The 21,263-nt window shown below is 45.2% G+C and carries 12 protein-coding genes and 2 riboswitches; of the genes, 6 read left to right on the top strand and 6 right to left on the bottom strand.

Going from position 1 to position 21,263, the window contains the following annotated elements:
- Positions 1–61 precede the first annotated feature (61 nt).
- The 4 genes from U5L07_14755 to U5L07_14740 all read left to right on the top strand — a co-directional run bounded on the left by U5L07_14755 (position 62) and on the right by U5L07_14740 (position 6,753).
- Positions 62–3,622 carry a glycosyltransferase gene (locus tag U5L07_14755; protein ID MDZ7833005.1) on the top strand — a complete coding sequence of 1,187 codons (3,561 nt, stop codon included), beginning with the start codon at positions 62–64 and terminating at the stop codon, positions 3,620–3,622.
- 13 nt (positions 3,623–3,635) lie between these two features.
- Positions 3,636–4,619, top strand: a complete 984-nt coding sequence (locus U5L07_14750) for a sulfotransferase family 2 domain-containing protein (GenBank protein MDZ7833004.1) — start codon at positions 3,636–3,638, stop codon at positions 4,617–4,619.
- A gap of 376 nt (positions 4,620–4,995) precedes the next feature.
- Positions 4,996–5,856: a hypothetical protein gene (locus U5L07_14745; GenBank protein ID MDZ7833003.1), complete on the top strand. Its 861-nt coding sequence runs from the start codon at positions 4,996–4,998 to the stop codon at positions 5,854–5,856.
- A 204-nt stretch (positions 5,857–6,060) separates the two neighbouring features.
- Positions 6,061–6,753, top strand: a complete 693-nt coding sequence (locus U5L07_14740; protein MDZ7833002.1) for a hypothetical protein — start codon at positions 6,061–6,063, stop codon at positions 6,751–6,753.
- Between the two features lie 171 nt (positions 6,754–6,924).
- Here the strand turns inward: U5L07_14740 and U5L07_14735 are convergent, their stop codons facing one another.
- From U5L07_14735 to U5L07_14720, 4 genes are all read right to left on the bottom strand, one after another.
- Positions 6,925–7,248 (bottom strand): hypothetical protein, encoded by a 324-nt coding sequence (locus U5L07_14735; GenBank protein ID MDZ7833001.1) that lies wholly within the window; start codon positions 7,246–7,248, stop codon positions 6,925–6,927.
- Positions 7,249–7,304: 56 nt separating this feature from the next.
- A complete protein-coding gene (locus U5L07_14730; protein MDZ7833000.1) occupies positions 7,305–7,982 on the bottom strand; it encodes a hypothetical protein in 678 nt (225 codons plus the stop codon).
- 286 nt (positions 7,983–8,268) lie between these two features.
- Entirely contained in the window at positions 8,269–10,248 is a 1,980-nt protein-coding gene (locus tag U5L07_14725; GenBank protein MDZ7832999.1) for a S8 family peptidase, read from the bottom strand.
- Positions 10,249–10,712: 464 nt separating this feature from the next.
- Positions 10,713–13,313, bottom strand: a complete 2,601-nt coding sequence (locus tag U5L07_14720; GenBank protein ID MDZ7832998.1) for a choice-of-anchor Q domain-containing protein — start codon at positions 13,311–13,313, stop codon at positions 10,713–10,715.
- 302 nt (positions 13,314–13,615) lie between these two features.
- Positions 13,616–13,716: riboswitch (cyclic di-GMP riboswitch) on the top strand.
- A 245-nt stretch (positions 13,717–13,961) separates the two neighbouring features.
- Between U5L07_14720 and U5L07_14715 the strand changes: the two genes are divergently transcribed.
- The gene (locus U5L07_14715; GenBank protein ID MDZ7832997.1) at positions 13,962–17,387 is read left to right on the top strand and encodes a right-handed parallel beta-helix repeat-containing protein; all 3,426 of its coding nucleotides are present in this window, start codon (positions 13,962–13,964) and stop codon (positions 17,385–17,387) included.
- Here the strand turns inward: U5L07_14715 and U5L07_14710 are convergent.
- Positions 17,384–18,604 carry a DUF1566 domain-containing protein gene (locus U5L07_14710; protein MDZ7832996.1) on the bottom strand — a complete coding sequence of 407 codons (1,221 nt, stop codon included), beginning with the start codon at positions 18,602–18,604 and terminating at the stop codon, positions 17,384–17,386. The genes U5L07_14715 and U5L07_14710 overlap by 4 nt on opposite strands.
- Before the next feature lie 223 nt (positions 18,605–18,827).
- Positions 18,828–18,928: riboswitch (cyclic di-GMP riboswitch) on the bottom strand.
- Between the two features lie 623 nt (positions 18,929–19,551).
- Complete coding sequence (locus U5L07_14705) at positions 19,552–20,682, bottom strand: FG-GAP-like repeat-containing protein (GenBank protein MDZ7832995.1); 1,131 nt, start codon at positions 20,680–20,682, stop codon at positions 19,552–19,554.
- A gap of 75 nt (positions 20,683–20,757) precedes the next feature.
- Here U5L07_14705 and U5L07_14700 point away from each other — a divergent pair, with 75 nt between their 5' ends.
- Complete coding sequence (locus U5L07_14700; protein ID MDZ7832994.1) at positions 20,758–20,991, top strand: hypothetical protein; 234 nt, start codon at positions 20,758–20,760, stop codon at positions 20,989–20,991.
- The last annotated feature ends 272 nt before the right edge of the window (positions 20,992–21,263 follow it).

Below are 21,263 nucleotides of genomic sequence, written 5' to 3'. Positions count from 1 at the left end.
ATCAAGGGCGTCGTTTCTGAGACGAGTAATATTTAATTTAAACAAATCATGGGATTGAAAGATGTTTTCGGTAATTCTTCCTGTTCATGCTTCTATTAAAGATCTTGACAGTTTGTTATTTTCTTTTTTTGCATTGGAAATCGAATATCCTGTGGAGCTAATTATCATCGATTCCTATAATGCATTTGATAGGCACCAGATCATAGCCAAACACGTCACCAGGGGGCTTATACGCTACATCAAGATGCCCGTGAAAACTTCCTTTTTTCAGTATTGCAACTACGGTGCAGCCAGAGCCAAAAATCCATATTTATTTTTTCTGGTGCCTGAAGTTGATCACCCGGAGGGTCTTTTTTTAAAAGCCACGAAAAATATTCCTGCAGCAAACCAAGCTTTTGTATTTACGACCCATCAGGGTGAAAAAGAAATTAACCTTCTTCAAAAACCCTGGGAAACCCTTAAAAATTTTCTGTTTTGTAATAGCAGGGAAAGAAGTAATAATGCTGCTGAGGATATTTTTTTTGAGACTCAAGAAGGAGTGTGTCTGCTTTGCCGCAAAGATGATTTTAAGAAAATAGGTACCCCTGCATACGGTTATGATTATAAGGTTAAGGGCCTTGATTTTATACCGCAGATTAACAACCAACACGAGTTGAATATGGTAAAAAGTTCATTGCCATATGCTGATATTGATAGATCAATGGTAAATAAAGACATTGACAACAATTTTGAAACGCTTTGTGCCAAACAAAAGGATTTAGAGGTCATTTTTGAAGATTCTATTTCTTATAACAGCCTGGAAGATTGGAAAATCGGTGAGAATTTTGAAATGATAAAAGACGGCATTTTAAAATGCCGTAAAAGTGGGGTCTTACAATGTGCTGTAAAGCCGGAGATTAATATAAGCTCTGATAATTATTATAAGCTTCATTTTAAATATAAATCATTTACGAAAAAGGGCGAACTGTATTGGATAGTAAGGGATAACAGGATAGACGGTAAATTAAGTTATTATAAAGGAAGCATTGCCCCGGTTGTAATGCACGAGCCATGTTCAGAGACGTGGAAAGAGGCATCGATTGTTTTTCGAAGTTTTTGTCAAACCTCTAAAATTGACCTATATCTATTTTTGAGAAATGCCCAGGTGGATGATCAGATACACGTAAAGAATATTAAACTAAGCCGGCTTTTGCCGGAAGAGGCTTGCGTGAAACCCGATATTTTGGCTTCTGAAAAAGTCATTGCCTCATTGGCTTCGATTCCCAGCCGCAAAAAAGTTTTAGAGGATGTCGTTAGGAGCCTGTATTTTCAGGTTGATGAAATCAGGGTGTTTCTTAACGGGTACGAGTCGGTACCCTCGTTTCTGAAAAATGACCGCCGGATAAAAGTCGAAAGATCCCAGGTATGGGGAGATGACGGAGATACCGGCAAATTCTTCTGGGCAGATGATCCCCCACCTGGCTACAGGCTTATCTGTGATGACGATATTGTGTATCCGGCAGATTATGCTTACAGGATGATCCAGGAACTCCAAAAATACAATAATAAAGCGGTTGTCGGCATACACGGCATTTTATTAAAGCAGCCCCTGCAAAATTATTATGATAAAAATTCGCGACATGTCGCACATTACCGCCATCAAAATACCAGAGAATATGCCTGTCATGTGTTGGGAACAGGTGCCATAGCCCATCATACTGAGCACGTTAAACTTTCCCGGAATGATTTTCAGTTCCGAAACATGGCCGATATATGGTTGGCCAAAAAAGCCCAGGAAGAAAATATCCCACTCATATCCATCCCTCGGCCACATAACTGGATAATGCCCCAAGACCAAGTGGTTAAGCAAAGCATCTACAAACATTCTTTTGATAATATTTTGAGTAGTCTAAATACCCAAAGCATTCAGACTAGTGTCGTCCGGAGAATGCATCCCGTAACTCTGTTTCCGCCGCAGAGAGTTAAGCCGAAAGTGGTATTTGCCATAAAGACTTACAACCGAAAGGAATATCTTGCTGAATGTCTTGGATCTTTTCTTGCAACACGAAGCCTGGATTTTGAATGGGTGGTTATTGTTGCTGACGATGGCTCAACCGATGGCACCTTGGAATATCTGGAAAAGTTAACAATACCGCACGAGTTTCATATTATCAAAAATAATCGTCGCTACGCACCTGGGCAGACAAATACAATTTTTGGCCTTTGCAAAAAGATCGGTTTTGATTACGGGTTTAGTGTAGACGATGACATGTTTTTCACCAAGCACGGCTGGGACCAACTTTATATCAATGCTATCAAATCAAGTGGCTATAGCCATCTGGTCCACAGGCATTTAGTGCATGCGACGAATTTAAAGAAAAGAGACAATCCGGATTTCGAGCTGCCACCACCCGCTTATGATACTTCTCAAAAGTGTGTGGCATATGGTGACGCTTGGTTTGATTTGGGTACGGGTAGTTTGTTTACATTTACACCAGATACATTGAAGCGCGTCGGGTATTGCGATGAAAAAAACTTTCCGATCCGCGGGCAATGGCATGGTGACTATCATCTTCGATGCTGCCGGGCCGGCTGTAATGATATGAGCAACCTTTTTGACGCTATCGGAAGCAACGAATATATTGAAATTCAGAATTACAAAGCGGATTGTTACCGTTGCGCCCTTCCCTGGGGAGAGGAGTATAAAAAAACAAAAAATCCAGAGGAGTTGAACCGGCGGTTTGCTGTGATGCGAGATGAAAGCAGGATTTATGTCGCTCGACCGGCTTCGGCAAGATCTGAAAGTCGGGAGAGAGAGACGACACTGAATGCTTTTTTTGATAATATCTATGTCCTCAATCTCGACCGACGTCCTGATAGATGGGAGCGAGCGAAAAATAGTGCAGACAAGTTCGGTATCAACCTGGAGCGGTTTACGGCTATTGATGGCAGTAAGCCACCCCATGCTGATGAATACCAATTATATGCCCGGCAAGATTATATCAAAGTTCCAAAAGCCCTTGAGATAAGTACCAATTTTGAACTCTATCGAAAGTATCCCTGCGATATGAGTCGAGTAGCATATCTCGAAAAAAGAAATCGATCCAAGGCCATTGGCAGCCCAGGTGCATGGGGTTATTTACTGACCATGATCCATATTTTGGAGGATGCTCTGAAGAATGAGTATGAGCAGATTCTTGTGCTGGATGATGACGTCTTTTTTCATAAAGATTTACATTCGCTGTTTGCCAAAATTATTGAGCAGGTACCCAATGACTGGTTGATTATTCAGTTAGGAGCCCTACAATATCACTGGAGTGAGGATTGGATCAAGTGGTATTCCGAAAATCTTTATATGTGCAATGGTTCAAGTCTTGGATCTCATGCCGTGGGGATGCGCAAATCCGTCATTCCTTTAGTGTTAAATCATTGTCTGCGTTTTGATCTGCCATATGACGAGGGCCCACTGCATAAACCAAAGGCCATATACCCGGAAAAGTGCCTGACCTGTTATCCAAATCTATTGATTCAAGATGTCAGTGAAAGTGATATTTCTGATAAGACTGGTCAGAAAAAGGTCATGTCAGAAGAAAAAAATGTGTATAAGTGGAAAATGTATAATTACGATGTGGATTTTAATTAGAAAGTAACTGAACATGATAAAGACAGTGGAATTACCTTTAGTAAAGATTGAATTTATTGATAGTATAGATGATCTAAAACAATACTCTAATTACGACATATGTATTACAGGGCTTGATAAGAGAAGTGTCAAGTTAGGGAGAAAATTGAATAAAAATAATATTGATTTTGTATGTTTCGTTAGCCCTGAAAATGTAGCACTGACAGAGAAATCAAATGTCTATGCGCCTAATAATACATGTAAACTTAATAAAAATAATGTTTTAGTGGTAAACTTTCCTAATTGGATTAACTCATTGCATTATTATATTGAAATGGGTTTTAAGCATTTTGTTATCCTCAGGCTTTTTCAGTCTGACTCTTGGGAAAGAACTTGTATCGTTTCTCACATGAATAAAATTATCTTCTTGCCAAATTATAAGGTGCTGTACAGCTCAATCAGAGAATATTTTCGGAAAAATTATCCTGAATTTGAAAATGCCCCAAAGACAAGTGCGGGGTTGAACACTAGAATCGAAATGAAAGATCCGGCATTTGCTGATTATTTTAAATTTACTATAGTAAGAAATCCATGGGACAGGGTCGCTTCATTTTATCGTGACAAAATAGATAAAGGGAATAATCACCAAAATTATAGCAAATGGAGGCATCCATTTGCTGTTTTTCTTGACAAGGAAGATTTAAAAATAAGCGATGTAATTAGAATTATTTCTTCTGTTCCTGACAGTCATGCTGATAATCACTTTATCGCACAGTATCCAAAAATATATTCTAACACCAAATCCTTAGTTGATTATGTGGCTAAGTTTGAGACCTTACAGAAGGATATCTCTGCAATAAGAGATATATCCGGTTTAGACCTTCAGCAGCTAAAAAAATTTAATGTCACAAATTTCAAGAATAGATCATATAAAGACTATTATGATAGTAATGACGCAATTAATATGGTAGGAGAGCGATACAGCAATGATATTATTTCATTCAATTATGTTTTCTAAGTGATTTTAAGGATATAAGTATAGGAAACGATTGTATCGCCGAAGATGATTTTGCCGCGTGCGCTCCTAAAGGGAGATGCAAATGAATAGGGCATTTTACTTATTTTTTTGGCACTCATCGATAATCGGCGTTTTTTTCTACCAGCTATGTAATAAAAGCAATCCGGTATATACATTATTAAATTATTAAATTATTAAATAGAAAATAGGTTTTCAACAACTTGTTGGTAGTGACTTTCATGATTGGAGTCAAATTTTGACAATATTCCCAGATTTGAAAAGTAAATGATTTTTTGAGGCTATTAATGAGTAAAAAAAGTGTTGGATCCATATAGGGGCGCATAAAACAGCGTCCTCATATCTTCAGCGAAACTTAATGTATAACAAAAAGCGTCTTGGGGAGGAGAATATTCGTATTCTCTTGGCTAAAGAAAATTATAAGGAAGATTTTTTAAAGCCTTACAACAGAATGCTTCATAAATCATATCAAGTTGGCAGGTTGGTCGTGGAAGACGCGGATTGTATTGAAGCTGAGATTGCGCTTAAGAGCCGAATTATGGCGTTGAAAAATAATAACTTTATATACTCGGATGAGCGTTTATTGGGTTCGATATTAGGTTATACTTCAACCTTGTATCCAAAGGCCAGGTATGCATCTGAATTTTTAAGGAAGCTCCTTTTTGACTTGAATTATGAAACTACTATTATCCTATATATCCGCAATCAAGATGAGTTGGTAGAGTCTTCGTACCTTCAATATTTCCGTGAACAAGGCCCCAAGCATGACTTTGAGTCCTTTTATCAAGGCTTAAAATTGGAGCGTTTATCTTGGCGAAACGTCGTGGATCCCTTTGTTTCAGATTTTAGTGAAGATTGTGTGATTATCAAAAATTATGGTTTAATAAGAGAAAATTTGGATTATTTTATTCAAGATTTTTTTCAAATATTTAGCGACTTAAAAGATATCAAATTGTATGAGAAAACAATTAATCCCAGCTTTTCTGTCAAAGCGATGGAAATTTACGGCATTGTATTCCCATACTTGACTTCCCAAGAGCGGAATAAATTCCAAAAGGTGCTGAAAGAGTCCTTCCCACTGGATGAATATCCCGCCCCGTTTCTTTTAACAAGCGAGCAAAGGGAATCTTTAATTAGTAGATATAATAAAGAAAATAAAATGCTTGTGACAGATATGGCAAAAACTGAAACTTGTATGGAGAATAAAGATATAGATTAATTCAATTATGTTCTAGGGATAAAAACCAATCTTTGGATGGATAAAAGCTAAAAGTCTATTTTTCAATCGCCATTTTTTATCAATCCCAAAACAGCTTAAATTTTGCCATCTAATAATATCAAATCGGTTAAGGCCGCTACATTTTATAGTGTTAAAAAGAATGATCAATTTTGTGTTGCAGTGTAAAGAGGAGAAGGAGAGTAAATGAACATTTTTTTTGCTACAATGCCACGTTCAGGCAGTGAGTTCGTAATAAAATTAACTCGCTTGTTATTGAATGTAAATTATCAATCCCTCATTTCACTAACACCCGGCAGGATGCTGAACCGGGAAAATGAGAAATCAAAAATTTTTCAAGAAAAAATTAGTGAAGGCAAGGAAATTGACTATATCAAAGAAAACAGCTTTAAATACATTAAAGTGGAGTCCCCATCGGCGGATATTTTATCCTATGACCTTAGCGCTGCATTCCCAAGCTCTAAATGGATTACATCATTTCGCTCAATCGATGAAATTATAATCTCGCACTACAACTTAAAAACATGGGGGTGGACAGAGAGGAGAATATTGAATGCTTATGTTTGCGACTTGGTCTTTTATGAATTTTTAGATCGCCAAAAAAGACTATTCGCTGTAAATATTAATGAGCCGGAAATGTTTAACTTAGACAAGATGATCGATTTTTTGGAGAGTCCGGTAAATATAAGGGATCAAGCAATAAATTTTATTAATAACTGGTACGTGGTAAATCCTTTAGATCGTCAGCAGAAAAAAGCATCTGAAGAGGTTTTGGGAGAAAAAGACATACCCCCCAATCTTTCAAGCTTGAGAGATCGGCATCCGTGGCTCTTAAATATAGAGTTCCGTTATAGGCAGTTATGGAAAAATTTTATATAGTTATTCCGCTTTGATGCCCAGTCCTTCTTTGTAAGCTCCCAACCCGAAACCCCTCCCCAAAATTGGGGGAGGGGTCAAAAAAACAATTTACAGGCGCAGCTATCGCCGTGGCCGGGGGAATACTTCAAAAGTCATCTCAATTTGACTAATCGGGTGGTTATTAATAAGCTATTAGTTAACCATTCTTATTCTTGAAATGGTGGCACCATCATCTTCAATATATATTTCAACTTCTGCATTCATGGAATATGCTGTTAATAATGTCGCTAAGAGCTCTTTCCTGTTGGTGTTATCCAATTTAAACCACTGATTATCATATCCGGCGGTAGGGTTAGTTACAAAAACGAAGTTATAGTTAGCTGCTGCCCCAACTTTGTCAATAGTGCAGGTGCCATCAGCATATCCTGCAGCAAAAGATGAGCTGACAGGAACAAAAAGAAATAAAGCTGTTACGATAAAACTGCAAGCTAATAGTTTAAAAAAGTTAGATTTCATGAGAGCCTCCTTAAATTTAATTGTTTTGGATATTGGTCAGTTTATGTTGCACCATATCACCTTTCCGGGGGGATTTCCGCCGGAATAAGTTGATTAATTTGTTCCTGAGTTAAAGGTTTATGTTCTTTTTCCGGAATAAGTTGAGCCGTTTGTTCCGGGGTTAAAGGTTTGTGTTCTTTTTCCGGAATAAGTTGATCAATTTGTTCCTGAGTTAAAGGTTCGTGTTCTTTTTCCGGGATAAGCTGATCAATTTGTTCCTGAGTTAAAGGTTCGTGTTCTTTTTCCGGGATAAGCTGATCAATTTGTTCCTGGGTTAAGGGTTCTATGAATGTCAAATCTGATTGGGTTTCACTCTGAGAAGGTAAACCCGCTATATGGTAATACGATTCAAAAAGGTAAAGTGTAAGCGTTGCCTTTTCAGAATTGTATATGGCTGCATGGTTGCGAACATCGTAAAGTTTGAGGATTTTGCTTAAAGCCTCTTTCAAAGAAATTTCTGAAAAGGATATATCCTTGGTCACAGCGGGTTCGTTCCCCCTGGTTTTTATGTTTAAATTGGTTTGCTGGCCAATATCTTCAAGCACTTGGCCAAATGTTTGTTCTTTTTTGTCTATACATATGAAATTGTTTTGGTTTGAATTATTAATCTCCCGCAGCTTTTCATCTGGCGTTGCCGGACTCAATCCCGGCACAAAAAGCAATATCGCAAGGGTTATGATGAAAAATTTTTGCATGATGGAAAATCTTGGTGTGTGAATTTTTATTTACTATTATAATCCTTTAATCGTGAGGCCATGTCAAGCTGAAAACTCCGCAACAAGAAATTTTTTTTAATAAGGAGTTGATTTGATCTTAATGCCATTCACTTAAACCATTTTTACCCTCATCCCGACCTTCTCCCAGGGGGAGAAGGGGGGCAAGATGGAACCCGACCTTCTCCCAGGGGAGAAGGGGGTAAGATGGAACCCGGTCTTCTCCCAGGGGGAGAAGAGGGTAGATGGAATCTTTAAACGCATTGATTTAGTCTTCAAGCAGCAGCAGGTTAATTGCGGGCATGGCAGGCCCCTGCTCAATCAGTTTAAGCGTGTTATATGCATTAATTCTCCCACCGCTTTTTAACTTATCGCTCAATGATGCAATGCGGTCGACACCTCTGGTTATTGCGGATTTGATCTGTCTGTTGGTTAAGGGTTGGGTGTCGGGCATGGCCATGTTGTATGCCTTGGCAAGTGCGGCAAGTCCGGAAACATGCGGGGCGGCCATGGAAGTTCCGTTAGCAAATCTATACCCGGAATCAGCCGGATTAGGTGACCACGCTGTCATATTAAATGTGTCGACATAAAAGCCATCGCTATAACCGGAATAATCGCTTTCAAACTCACATTGGACATATAGATTGTCGTCTCCCTCGGCTTCAAGCCTTTTCATATCTATAACGCCTAAATGCCAGCCCTCTGTGAAGTAGCCAGAAAATCCATGCGCTATAGCATATGAACCTGAACCGACACGGACACGGAAAAAATCATATCCCGGTTCGGATATGCCAACAAAGTGATATTGCAGTTTTGTGCCTTCATAGGAAGTGAAGTTACTGTTTGCAAGAACCTGGACATAATGGTCGTCATTATTTCCGTAGTACGCCCAATCATCAAGTGTTGAACCGGGGCTGTCTGTCAAGGAGAAGCTGGGGGTTGTATAAACATAAGATGTAAGGCCAAACGGGCCGCCGCTTGAGCCCCCGGTTACCCAGGGAGCGAGAGTGCCGTCATCGAAATTATCGCTCCATATTGTTTGTCTTGCCGGGTGCCCGCTGTAGATGTTGACCCCGGGCGCGGCCACGTCCACTGTAGTGGCTCCGAAATTTGAGAATGAGGCGAGTTCGTCATTCTGGTCAGTGGCTGCTACTGAGATAATGTTTGGGCATTCATAATTGGACGGGTAATGAGGCGCACTATCATTATCTTTTCCAGAATTTCCAGCGGAACAGACAACAAGCGCCGAGCTTTCACATATGGCATCTTTATAACTTTGGGAATAACTTTCGCCCCCTGAACTTATATTGATTATGTCCGCATTGTTTGAACAAGCGTATTGGATGGCTGAAATAATATCGGCGTCAGATCCGGCACCCAATGTGCTGTGACTTCTGAGCGGCATTATGTTTGCCGTCCAGCATACACCGGTTATCCCTTCGCTGTTATTTCCTTTGGCCGCAATGGTGCCGGCGCAATGCGTGCCGTGATTATTGTAGTCCATCGGGTTATTGTCATCATCAACCCAATCCCATCCCATCACATCATCCACATAGCCGTTGCCGTCATCATCTATGCCGTTTTCTGATTCAGAAGGATTTGTCCATGTATTCTCAGCCAGGTCGGGGTGGTTATAATCCACGCCTGTGTCAATCACGGCAACAACAACGTCGTTGGATCCTGTGCATAGGTCCCAGGCTTCAGGGGCATCAATATCCGCATCCGCAGTACCTCCAGTCCCGTTCACATTTTGTCCGGTATTGTGCAAACCCCAGAGTCGGTTATCCAAATCATCGGGTGTCGTAGCATCAATCTTGCGGATGTAATTGGGTTCGGCGTATTCCACGGCCGGATCCTGTTCATAAATTTTAAGAGCTGCTTCAACAGGGAGATCCTCCGGGAGTTTTACGTGCTGTACCCCTATGGAACGAAATTTTTTTATTGGAACAATCCCATAATTCCTTCGATATTTTTCTTCAGTCGTGGTTTCATCGTTAACAAGGGTTTTATATTTTACCAGCAATTCGCGTGGTGCGTAATTTTTGGGTTCTGGATCTTCGATGAATTCCCCATCTTTTAAAATGCCGCGTTTTTCGAACTGGTTTTTATCCTGGGGGCTGGGTTTGGCCTTCGCTTCGGTTTCTTTTATAATTGAAGGGTCAAGTGCGGGGGCTGTATTGTCAGCAGCCAATGCCGAAGAAGAAATGATGACGCAAATGGCAATAAATAATATTGTAACTGATCTCATTCTGCTTCTCCTTTTTGAAAATTTTAATTTAATCCAAGGGGCGAAGCATTATTCGGCTGTTTGAGGCGGGGAGATCCTCTTTGGCTGATACCGGAAAAAACGCCGAAGAAGCTGCAAATTTAGAGTAATAGCAAGAAAGAAAATAGTAGATTTATACTCTTGTACTTCTAAGGGTAGCCCGAAAAAACTCAATGTCAAGAATAATTTTTTGATTTTTTTCAAATATTTTTTTCGAGCAGCCATGTTTTATGCGTTCACAGATCATCCTGTTCAATTGATAAAGGGTTTTGTTTAATAAGGCTGAATTCTGCTGTAAGCACGGCCGGTCGGCGCAGTGGCCGCCCCTACTTATCGGAGGGGCAGTCGGCGCGGTGGCTGACGAAAAAAAAGCGCGGTGTTGCCTTTTTAGAAGGGCAGGCCACCGCGCCGGCCTCAAAAATAAAACAAATTTACTCCGGCTAACCTTAATCCAGGAGCAGCATCATGACTCCAGGCAGAGCTTTCGGCCTGATGATTGCCGTAAGGTTTCTGTCTCTTTCTGCTGTGAAGGTATACACTTCTTCCGTGGAAACAACACAGCTTCCCTCAAATCCATCCCAGGTTTCGATCCAGTGGACAAAGGCATATCCGGAATCCGGGGAGGCGCTGACGGTTGCATCCGCGCCATGGCTGTAAGAGCCTGCTCCTGTCACGGATCCATAGTTCACGGGGCTTGCAGAGCAAGTGATGTCGTATTGGCTCTGCTCCTGGCTGAAGTTAGCCTGAAGGGTAACATCGTCGGTTGCTGGAAAAGAATACGAAGCGCTGCAGGCGGCGACCATGTTATCAACCGCCCAATGACTGAAAACATATCCGGGCTCGGCTGATGCAGTCACGGAAACGGTCGAGCCTGAAATATAAGTGCCCGTGCCGGATACTGTGCCGGCCCCTTCGGGATTGGTGACTGCTTCCACGGCATGCTCCACATAGAACTCATATGCGCCCATGTCGTAGCCGTCACCAAAAGGACGGGAAATATTATCCAGATCAGGCGAGAGGCCGGTGCTGCAGGTATCGATGGCCGGAGAATCGCCGAGCAGATGGAAATCGCCGCTGGCGGCATCCACGAAACGGGGATTACTGGCTGATCCGACATTTCCGCTCTGGTCGATGTTGCATGTTCCGGTGAGATTACCGCTGGTGATCCAGAAGCCACCCTCATCATTGCCCCAGGCGATGCTGTTTGCAGCATGCCCTTCGGTATTAGACTGTGAATATCCCGCCCCGTTGAAGTTGTCGGCCAGCGTGACATGGGTCAGGGTGAACTCGCCACCCTCGGTGCGGATACCTGCGCCAAATCCGGTAGTGGCAGTGTTGCTGTAAATCAGGCTGTTGGAAACCTCCGATGCCGAAGTCCCAGTTTGAAAGATGGCCCCGCCGCGCGCAGCACTGTTGCCGTGCAGGCGGGTGTATGCGACATTTAAAGTGCCCGCGTCCAGATAGATCGCCCCGCCGTGAGTGGCGGCGCTGTTGTCGAGCAGGGTGGCATCAGAGATGTTGATGGTTGGTGTATCGCCTGCCGCAATCGCCCCGCCATGGCCGTTTAGCGCGTGGTTGTCGGCAATGACGGAATCGTTTAGGACGTTTAGTGTGCTGGTTTGCCACAGACGCACGCCGCCGCCGGATTGACCGGCGGTGTTCGATACGACCTGGCTATTGTCAACCGTGACCGTACTGTCATTGATGTATATGCCAGCGCCCCGGCCGTCGGTTTCTGAAGGCGCCAGATGGTTTTCAATAGTGCTGTTGGTCAGCGTCAACAGGCTGCCGCTTGATACATACGCGCCGCCGCCATAGGCAAAGCCGGTGGTCTGAAAGGCGTTGCCGGAAACCACGGTGTTGTTGAGCGTCGCTTGGGTAGCGTTTGCAAAGTATAGACCCGCTCCCGTGTGTCCACCCGGTCCCAGTTGATTGGCCTGGCTTGCATCGGTTCCGCCCACGTTGACGTCGGTCAGATTGATTGTGCTGTCTTCTGCATAAATGCCGGCCCCTTGAATTGTCGCGATATTGTTGAAGATATTGCCGCCAAAGTCAACGGTGCTGCCGGAGGCGTAAATACCTGCGCCCATGGCGGCTTCGTTGCCATAGGGCAAAGTATCATTGCCGACTGTGGCGTTGGACGCGGACAGCGAACTATTGTTGGTTAGGTAAATGCCGCCGCCCCCATTTGACGCCGTATTCCCTCCGATGGTAACTTTTCCCAGGAATATCTCGGAATCGTCAGCATAAATGCCGGCCCCGTCGTAGGCCTGGTTCCCATTGTAAATCCAGACCCTCCCCGTCATCGTGGCGATCGCGCCTTCTTCCAATAAGATAGCGCCACCCCTGCCATCCGCGGCAGTGGCCTGGTTGCCGCTCATATCCGCATCAATAAGGTGCAGCTCTCCCCCCTTCACCGAAACACCGCCGCCGTGGGGCGCTGAATTATCATTGATATCCGATTTCGTGTCCTGACTGGTCAAGATTCCCCACACGCGCGCGCCGCCGCCGGCAATGGTGGCGGTATTATTGTCAATATTGCTGCCGTTTGTGAGGGTCACCTCGGCGGTGGAGCTGACATACAGCCCCGCGCCATAGGTACCGGTGTTGCCGAAGATGCGAACATTGTCCAAAGTGACTTGGCTGCTAGTTAAGGCACAAACCCCGCCACCTATACCATTACCATTGGTGATATAGAGATTGACCAACGTAACAGTGGATTTAGCTTCAATGGTTACTACCTTGTCGCTGCCGCCGCCATTGATGGTCGTTGGGTCTGACGAAGCACTGCCGCAGGCGGCGTGCCCGCCTTGCAGGGTCAGATTTTTGTTGATGATGAGATTTTCGGCAAATGTCACCCCGCCTTCGATCAGTAGTCTGTCCCCGGCACTCGCTGCATCAATGGCGGCGCTGATTGTGGAATAAGTACAGAAGCTGCCTACGGTGAGATCTGCTGCTTTGGCGTTGCAGGGATGAAGGGCACTCAAACCCATGATCATACAGACAATTAAAACCAAATTAAGCCATCGGAAATTTGTTTTCATCATGCCCTCCCTCCCTCCTTCATATAAGGATGGAATCAAGAATAAAAATTTCGATATGGTCAAGATGCAAAATAATGGGTGTGTTAAACTTTAAAATAGGGATTTATTTTTTGCAATAAAAAACAAAACTATTTTCAGAAAAATCAAGATTTTTTGAATGTACCAGGCTAACCTGTGCCCGTCTCAGGCCATAACCGTTATTCCCGCCCAGATGTTATAATCGCCGGCAATACAGCATAGATATCAGTCTCTTTTTCGCTGTGAGGTTAAAAAATCTTTTGACTTTTGTGTTCTGTTAACACATGGTCTAAAAGAGCCAAACCAATTGTGAGATTGGGACGGAAAGTCACGGGTCTTTTCGATGCCGATTTTTAATTTTGGTCTAATAGATAGCCGGACTGCAGGGGTGCTAGTCCGGCTTTTTTTATGGCAAGCAGCATGCCCAACCGTATTTCAGGTCTTACCTTTTAGGCAAAAACGGACGCACCAGAAGTATATGCGGATGTCAGCCCAAGAGCCGCAGTCTCTACTAATTTAACTCAGTAAAAATTGAAAAACTGGCGTAAAACGCCTTGATGCTGTCATTTCGAGTGGTAGAGAGAAGTCTTTGTTAGCGCAATTCCTTATCCCATTCTGAAAAAGGAGATATCAATGTTGCTTGGACCTGTTTGTCAGAAAAAAATAGAGTATTTAACGTATGGTGCATTAATAAAGATCGCTGCTTTTACGCTTATATTCGTTTTTATTTTATCATTTGGTTCGAGCGCTTTTGCAGCAACCTGGTTTGTACGTTCAGATCTTGCCGTATCCGGCGACGGAACCAGCTGGAGCGAGGCCTTTACTGGTATTGCCGAGGCAGTCAGCGCTGCAACAGCCGGCGATGACATTTGGGTTCAGGCGGGAACGTATTCTCCAGCATCGACCATATGGGTTACAAAGGCTGTTATCCTGCTGGGTGGCTTCGAAGGTTTTGAAACCGAGGCTTCTCAGCGCAATTTCGTGTCAAATGAAACCATTGTCGATGGCGGCGATGCCATTCGGATCATGAACGTGTCTGCATCGGCGACATTAGACGGTTTTACCTTTACCAACGGCAGCGATTCCAGGGCCGGAGCCATGGTAATTTCGGAAAGCGGGAGTGAGCCGAATATTTTGAACTGTAAGTTTACCCACAACGCGTCAACCGGAACCGGGGGAAGTGAAGGCTATTACGGCGGCGGGGCAGTTTGGTTGAGTTACGCCAAGCCTGTATTTAACAACTGTGTTTTTGCCCAGAATACAGCTTTGGACTACGGCGGCGCCATTAATGCGGGAAGCGGCTCGATGCTTCTTATTAACTGTACCTTTACCCGCAACACCGCCTATACGGGCGGCGCTGTATACATATTGGGCGATACGGACATTAAGCACAGGATCTACAATTCTATTCTCTGGGGGAACACCAACACGACGGGATCTGATTTGGAGGTACGATTTTCGTCAACTGACTGGCCTGATGGCAGCAATAATTGCTGCTCTAGTTATGTCGGCTCCGCTCAGGTTTATACAGACCCGCTTATCATTGATCCGGACAACGGCAACTACCACATCGCCCCCGGTTCCCCGTGTATTGACCAGGGAACATCTTCTGTCGGGCTGCTGCCTATAGATATTGACGGAGATCCGCGTCAGCTGGACGGCGATTCAAACGGATCGGTCATCGTCGATATCGGGGCTGATGAATTTGATCCGAGCCAGGATTATTATGCGGACCTGTATGTGGATGGAATCGACGGGGATGATTTGAATGACGGCACAACCTGGGCAGCCGCCAAGGCCAGCCTTCAGGCGGCCATTGGCGCGGCAGCTGAAAACAACGAAATCTGGGTTAGAGGGGGTAATTATGATTTAACTTCCCCGGTTAATGTCGATAAAGTGCTTTTTATTTACGGGGGGTTTGCCGGCACCGAGATCCAGCGAAACAGCCGCAACTGGCTGGCCAACCCCACTATCATCAACGGGCAGAGCACCTTTCAGTGCCTATACATTACTGGCGCTGCGAAAGTGGACGGATTCACCTTTACCAACGGAATTGCCGTCAATGGCGGAGGAATACTTGCTTCGGCAAGCGGCGCGACCATTGCAAACAGCATCATCCAGAACTGCAGCGCAGAGTATGGGGGTGGCATTTACTGCGGCCGAACCACATATTTAAACGACTGCTCCATTCTGAACAACTCAGCCGGCCAAAGCGGCGGCGGCATTTACACCATTTCCAGTAGCAGCACCACGGTCAGCAACTGTTTGATTGCAGGAAACACTGCGGATCGCAGCACAGACGGCGGCGGCGGGGGTATTTACAACGACGGGGGTTTTTCACCGCTGATTGAGAACTGCATTATTCGCGGCAATTCAACCGCCGGGCATGGCGGCGGCATCCACAATAATGAAAGAAATGAAGCCCGTATTTTTGCGTGCACCATTACCCTGAATGAGGCTTCGAACCGGGGCGGGGGGATTTACAGCGGGCAAAACGGCAGTACCAACTACTCCCGGCCTGATATTATCAATTGTGTGATTGCTAACAATCATGCGGTTTACGGCGGGGGGATCTACAGTGACGAAGCCAGCAATTCGGATATTTTCAACTGCACAATCGCCGGCAATACGGCCGCCACTTATGGCGCAGGTCTCTATTTGGCCTATCGGAATAGCTACGCCTATGTCATGAATTGCATTTTTATGGGCAATGTGCTGGATGGGGGCGGATATTCCGATATTTATTTTGTTTATTATGGGGGTCTGACCGGATCAAGTTTCAACAACTTGAGATTGCTTTACAATGATTTTTCGATGCTTGACGAAAGCTGGCACAATGCCGGTGCCCCCTATAAGACCGGGAACATGGGGGTCAGCCCCGATTTTGTCGATTACGATGGCCCGGATAATGATCCCCTTGCCGGCGGAGACAGCGATTACCATCTCAGCCCGTCCTCGCCGGTGATAGATGAAGGCATTGCATCTGATGCCACATTTAATTTGACAGCCCCGTCCGATGACCTTGATGGCACATCCCGTCCCCAGGGCATGGGTTATGATCTGGGCGCCTATGAATATCTGGTTACCACGCCAATTTACACATTGACGGCAAGTGTTATCAGCGGTTCAGGCACTGTATCTCCCACAAGCGGTGATTATTTCGAAGGCACAGTTGTTTCCCTGACGGCTGATCCGGATGCCGGCTACCAGGTGGCTTCCTGGAGCGGCACCGATGACGACAGCTCCACTGCCGGGAGCAATACGGTGACGATGACGGGTGATAAGAGCGTGAGCGTGTCATTTGAGACCATTCCAGTGACGCAGTACACGTTGACCGTAACGAAATCAGGCAGCGGCACAATCTCGCCGGCAGAGGGTTCTCATGTTTATGATGCCGGGATAGTGGTGGATCTGACGGCTGATCCGGATGCCGGCTACCAGGTGGCTTCCTGGAGCGGCACCGATGACGACAGCTCCACTGCCGGGAGCAATACGGTGACGATGACGGGTGATAAGAGCGTGAGCGTGTCATTTGAGACCATTCCAGTGACGCAGTACACGTTGACCGTAACGAAATCAGGCAGCGGCACAATATCGCCGGCAGAGGGTTCTCATGTTTATGATGCCGGGACAGTGGTGGATCTGACGGCTGATCCGGATGCCGGCTACCAGGTGGCTTCCTGGAGCGGCACCGATGACGACAGCTCCACTGCCGGGAGCAATACGGTGACGATGACGGGTGATAAGAGCGTGAGCGTGTCATTTGAGACCATTCCAGTGACGCAGTACACGTTGACCGTAACGAAATCAGGCAGCGGCACAATATCGCCGGCAGAGGGTTCTCATGTTTATGATGCCGGGATAGTGGTGGATCTGACGGCTGATCCGGATGCCGGCTATCAGGTGGCCGCCTGGAGCGGCACCGATGACGACAGCTCCACTGCCCAAACGAATACTGTCACGATGGACAGTAATAAAAGCGTTTCCGTTGCATTTAGGCCTGAGCAGCAAATAATGCCCGGGGTATTGTTACTGCTGCTGGAAGACACACCATTCTAATCGAATAACAGCATGAAAAGTCCGGGCAGGGCTTTAGCTTCCGAATAAATGAAGGTGTCTCCGCCGCGTACAGCCCGGACATAATAATTGTTTTCGTTGGTTTTAATACGGGGGGCAATAAATCCGTTAAGGAAATAAACGCTCCAGGCGCGGTCCATGCTGCCGGGATAGGTTGTCGACGACCAGTAATAACCGGAGATGGTATCATCGGCTAAAATGTCCAAAATTGCCGGATTGGATGTTGTGTCATCAATCAGGGTCTGCAGTTCATTAATGTCGGGCAGCCGCCAGTCGGTATGATTTGCCCACCTGAGGCTTTCAGCAGCAGCCAGGGCGTCCTGCCAGTTATAAGCGGTTGGCGTTCCGCTGCATTCGTTTGTTGCTTCATCCCATGTTTGCCCATGGCTGCATTTCTGCCACACAAGTCCTGTGTTGTGGTCTGTAACCGTGCCGTCTTGATTGTCTGTCAGATGAGGCAAAAACTCTGAGGGCCCTCCGCGGACCGCTCTGGCATGATAAACGACTGGCTTGTCAGCACCTCGCTTGTCAGCACCTCCCACAAGAGCATGAAAGAAATCAACGCGCCACGCGCCTACATTGTTCATGGCAAATGTATCACCCGTCCAGTAATTTGAAGCCCGGGTATGCGGAAACCATTGCGTATCAATAGACGGTGCATAATCATCCCTGTTTGCAAGTGAGGAAAGCTCTTGCCGCCCGGGCATCCGCCAGTCTGAACACCCTCCGAAAGATTGTTGATTAAGAGCCTGGATATAACTGTATGTATCACAATCGCTGCCGCTGCATTGGCCTCCGTTTTGTTCGCCCGCATCACCTTTGTTTATTTCAGGATCCGGGTCATACCAGGTGTAAGTGTTATTATTGTTTCTAAGACCGCTTTCTTCTGTTTTCACCTCCCAGATAAGCCCGGTTACATTGTCTCGGGTCATAATCCACGGGCCGCCATCGTCAACGTGGACTGCGTTGTCGGCCAACACCTCCCCGCCGTAACCAAGCTTTGTATAGGACTGGGGCACTCTGGGCTGGTAATGGGCATCCTGGCCGTAAAAAGGGCCTGAGTCGGGGCAGGTGATTTCTTCTGTGTTGTTGTAGCATTTGCTCTGACCGGTATCCGGGAAAGACTGATAAGCCCGGATAAAATCAGGCCACGACAGGCATATTATTATAGCTGTCAGAATCATGGCCGTCTTTTTCATTACACCCTCCCTGGGCTGGATTTGTCGATATAGATTATATCTGCAAATGTCTGAGCTGTCAGAAAAACCTGAAGGCAGATTATTAGCGGGAGCAGGCAGCATCTTTTGGCATGAAAGGGCAAAGAGCGGATCATATTTTTTCTCCTCGCATAGTAATATTGATTTTTTCCTAAGCCTCAACATTGAGCCCTCCAAAACAAAAAAAGCCGGACCGCTCCTGATAAATGGCAGTCCGGCTATCTAAAAACCGAATCAAAAAAAGCGCTACCGAAAAGACCCGTGACTTCCCGTCCCAACCTCAGGACTGGTTTGGCTTTATCATGTTTTTATAATGCATGGGTGGGAACTTAAAGTCAAATAATTTCCCGGAATTTCTGAAAAATAGTGCGGGCTTCAAAAGTGCAGCTCGGCTATCTTTACTCACCATTTGTTCCGGTTGATATGGTGAAGACAGTCAAACAGAAAAAACAGTAATGCCGGCCTTTGGTCCGCCACAGGTCACTACCACATATTGTATGCCCCATTATTACAGGATAGTTGACGGGTTCTTTTTACAATCCTTACTCGAGGTTGTAAGTCTTTAGGCAGGATATTTGGCAAGTATGCTGCACCCAACGACCTGCTCCCCTGACGATATGGAGCTAAAAAGGATCACCGATCAAAGTGAAGCTAAACGACCTTGTTCTGTCGATTATTGGCGCCAGGATAACTCTACGCTACCATGAAAAGAAAAGACAAGTTAAGCACGGCTGCCACAGGGGAAAAAATCCATACCTGACCAGCTTCCCTTTGGCCGCATACAAGATAAAGGGGCAATAAAGACTTTACACAAAAGTGGGATTTTTGATTTACAATTGAGCCTCAAAAGCAAAATCCTATTTTTTAAAGTGGGCTTTGGGGGTTTCAATATCCCTTGGATTCCCTTTTATCATATTTGCAAATCCGTTTTACTCATCGAGAATCAAGAGAACAGCCGGCATAAATCCCTTTTTAATTGATGTGTTCAGCCAGACCTTATCCGCTTCAACACGGTTGGTGGTAAATGCGTCCAGGTCGCCGTCTCCATCCACATCACCTAAGGCGACGCTCCGGGTATTGGAGTCACCCAACAGAAGAACGCTGCCTGCGTCATTGTTTAAATAGACAATATTTACACCGCTATCTGTATCGCTTTTGGCGACAAAGGCATCTACATTGCCGTCGCCGTCCACATCACCAAGGGCCACGTCTCTGCTCCCTCCGAGCCCCAGATTCTCACCACTCGTAAAAACGGCGGCCCCGTTATTCAGCCAGACTTTGTCGGCACTGTCTATGTTGGCAACATATGCATCCAGATCCCCGTCTCCATCGACATCTCCCAGGGCGACACATTCGCTTTTACTGCTTCCATAGCTTTGACCGCTGTCTTCGAAAACCCCGGATCCGTCGTTTATCCAGACCAGGTTGAAGCCCCAATTGACACAAAAGGCATCGAGATCGCCGTCGCCGTCCAGGTCCCCCAGGCTTGACCGTCTGCTGTCATATGACCCCAGTGTCTGGCCTGTGTCAGAAAAGTTGGCAAGACCGTCATTTAGCCATACCATATTGGCGGTGTCATTGGATACAAAGGCATCAAAATCCCCGTCACCATCCAGATCGCCAAGAGCCACACCATAGCTATGTGACGATCCGAGACTTTGTTCGCTGTCTGAGAACTGGCCCTGCCCGTCGTTCAGATACACTGAATTTGCGCCGTTATAGTTTATACTGAACAAATCCGGATCCCCATCACCATCCAGGTCTTCTAAAGCAGCCTGCCGCGCATAAACATTTAAAGGCGCAGAAGATGCCAGTGAAAAAACCCCTCGGCCGTTGTTCAGCCAAATCTTGTCGCGCCATCCGTCACTTTTGGTCACGTAGGCATCCAGATCCCCGTCTCCATTGAGATCAGAAAGGACAACGTGGGCGCTATACCCGGATGATCCCGAATCCTGAAGGGTCTGCCCGCTGTCAACAAAAAGGTCAGAAGCATAAATACATTCAAAGGGATGGACCAGAAGTACAAATAAGCCAATGAAAATAATAGCATTTGTTTTCATTTTACGTCTCCTGCTTTTAAGTTAAGGCACTCAACTTTCTGGGGCATTAGTTAAAGGAGCTAAAGGAATAAAGCATTGAAATTATTATTTTTGACGAACCTCGCTTTCTTTGACACTTTGATTGCAACCAAACAACACAAAGACAAAGAAAAGAAACCCATCATGAATGACCATAGCTTTGCTGCGAAACAAAATCAAACAGTAAATACTGAACGTCTTGGCATTCTTGCTGATTTCTTTTCTGAATGCAAAATTGGCAGCCTGCTCAATAAGGCAGGCATTTTCAAAGCCAAGGGATGGGGCACCTGAATTGCCGGTCAGCTATGGAAAGAATTGTTCAGCATGCAGGGGTTATGCGTTCGTAAAACCAATTTTGCTGTCTTTATCACCGACAGTTGGGATGCCGCGGCATGGGAAGACTGGAAAAGGAATTTTGAGAAAATAAGCATCAAGCACATATTGAAATATAGTTATTCTCAGAAAAAAATGTTTTTGAGGTTACAATTTAGAGTAGGTTAATAGCAGCCACATCAATCAATATCCACAATCTTCTAAATCAGCCCTTCATATATCATGTTCCT

Source organism: Desulfobacterales bacterium (genome assembly GCA_034520365.1).
Taxonomy (GTDB): domain Bacteria; phylum Desulfobacterota; class Desulfobacteria; order Desulfobacterales; family Desulfosalsimonadaceae; genus M55B175.
The sequence above is the reverse complement of the archived record's forward strand: the minus strand, read 5'-3'. Positions and strand labels throughout refer to the sequence as shown.

Coding starts and splice junctions, on each gene's coding strand:
- U5L07_14755 (MDZ7833005.1), top strand. CDS start 62: ATGTTTTCGGTAATTCTTCCTGTTCATGCTTCTATTAAAGATCTTGAC.
- U5L07_14750 (MDZ7833004.1), top strand. CDS start 3,636: ATGATAAAGACAGTGGAATTACCTTTAGTAAAGATTGAATTTATTGAT.
- U5L07_14745 (MDZ7833003.1), top strand. CDS start 4,996: ATGTATAACAAAAAGCGTCTTGGGGAGGAGAATATTCGTATTCTCTTG.
- U5L07_14740 (MDZ7833002.1), top strand. CDS start 6,061: ATGAACATTTTTTTTGCTACAATGCCACGTTCAGGCAGTGAGTTCGTA.
- U5L07_14735 (MDZ7833001.1), bottom strand. CDS start 7,248: ATGAAATCTAACTTTTTTAAACTATTAGCTTGCAGTTTTATCGTAACA.
- U5L07_14730 (MDZ7833000.1), bottom strand. CDS start 7,982: ATGCAAAAATTTTTCATCATAACCCTTGCGATATTGCTTTTTGTGCCG.
- U5L07_14725 (MDZ7832999.1), bottom strand. CDS start 10,248: ATGAGATCAGTTACAATATTATTTATTGCCATTTGCGTCATCATTTCT.
- U5L07_14720 (MDZ7832998.1), bottom strand. CDS start 13,313: ATGATGAAAACAAATTTCCGATGGCTTAATTTGGTTTTAATTGTCTGT.
- U5L07_14715 (MDZ7832997.1), top strand. CDS start 13,962: ATGTTGCTTGGACCTGTTTGTCAGAAAAAAATAGAGTATTTAACGTAT.
- U5L07_14710 (MDZ7832996.1), bottom strand. CDS start 18,604: ATGAAAAAGACGGCCATGATTCTGACAGCTATAATAATATGCCTGTCG.
- U5L07_14705 (MDZ7832995.1), bottom strand. CDS start 20,682: ATGAAAACAAATGCTATTATTTTCATTGGCTTATTTGTACTTCTGGTC.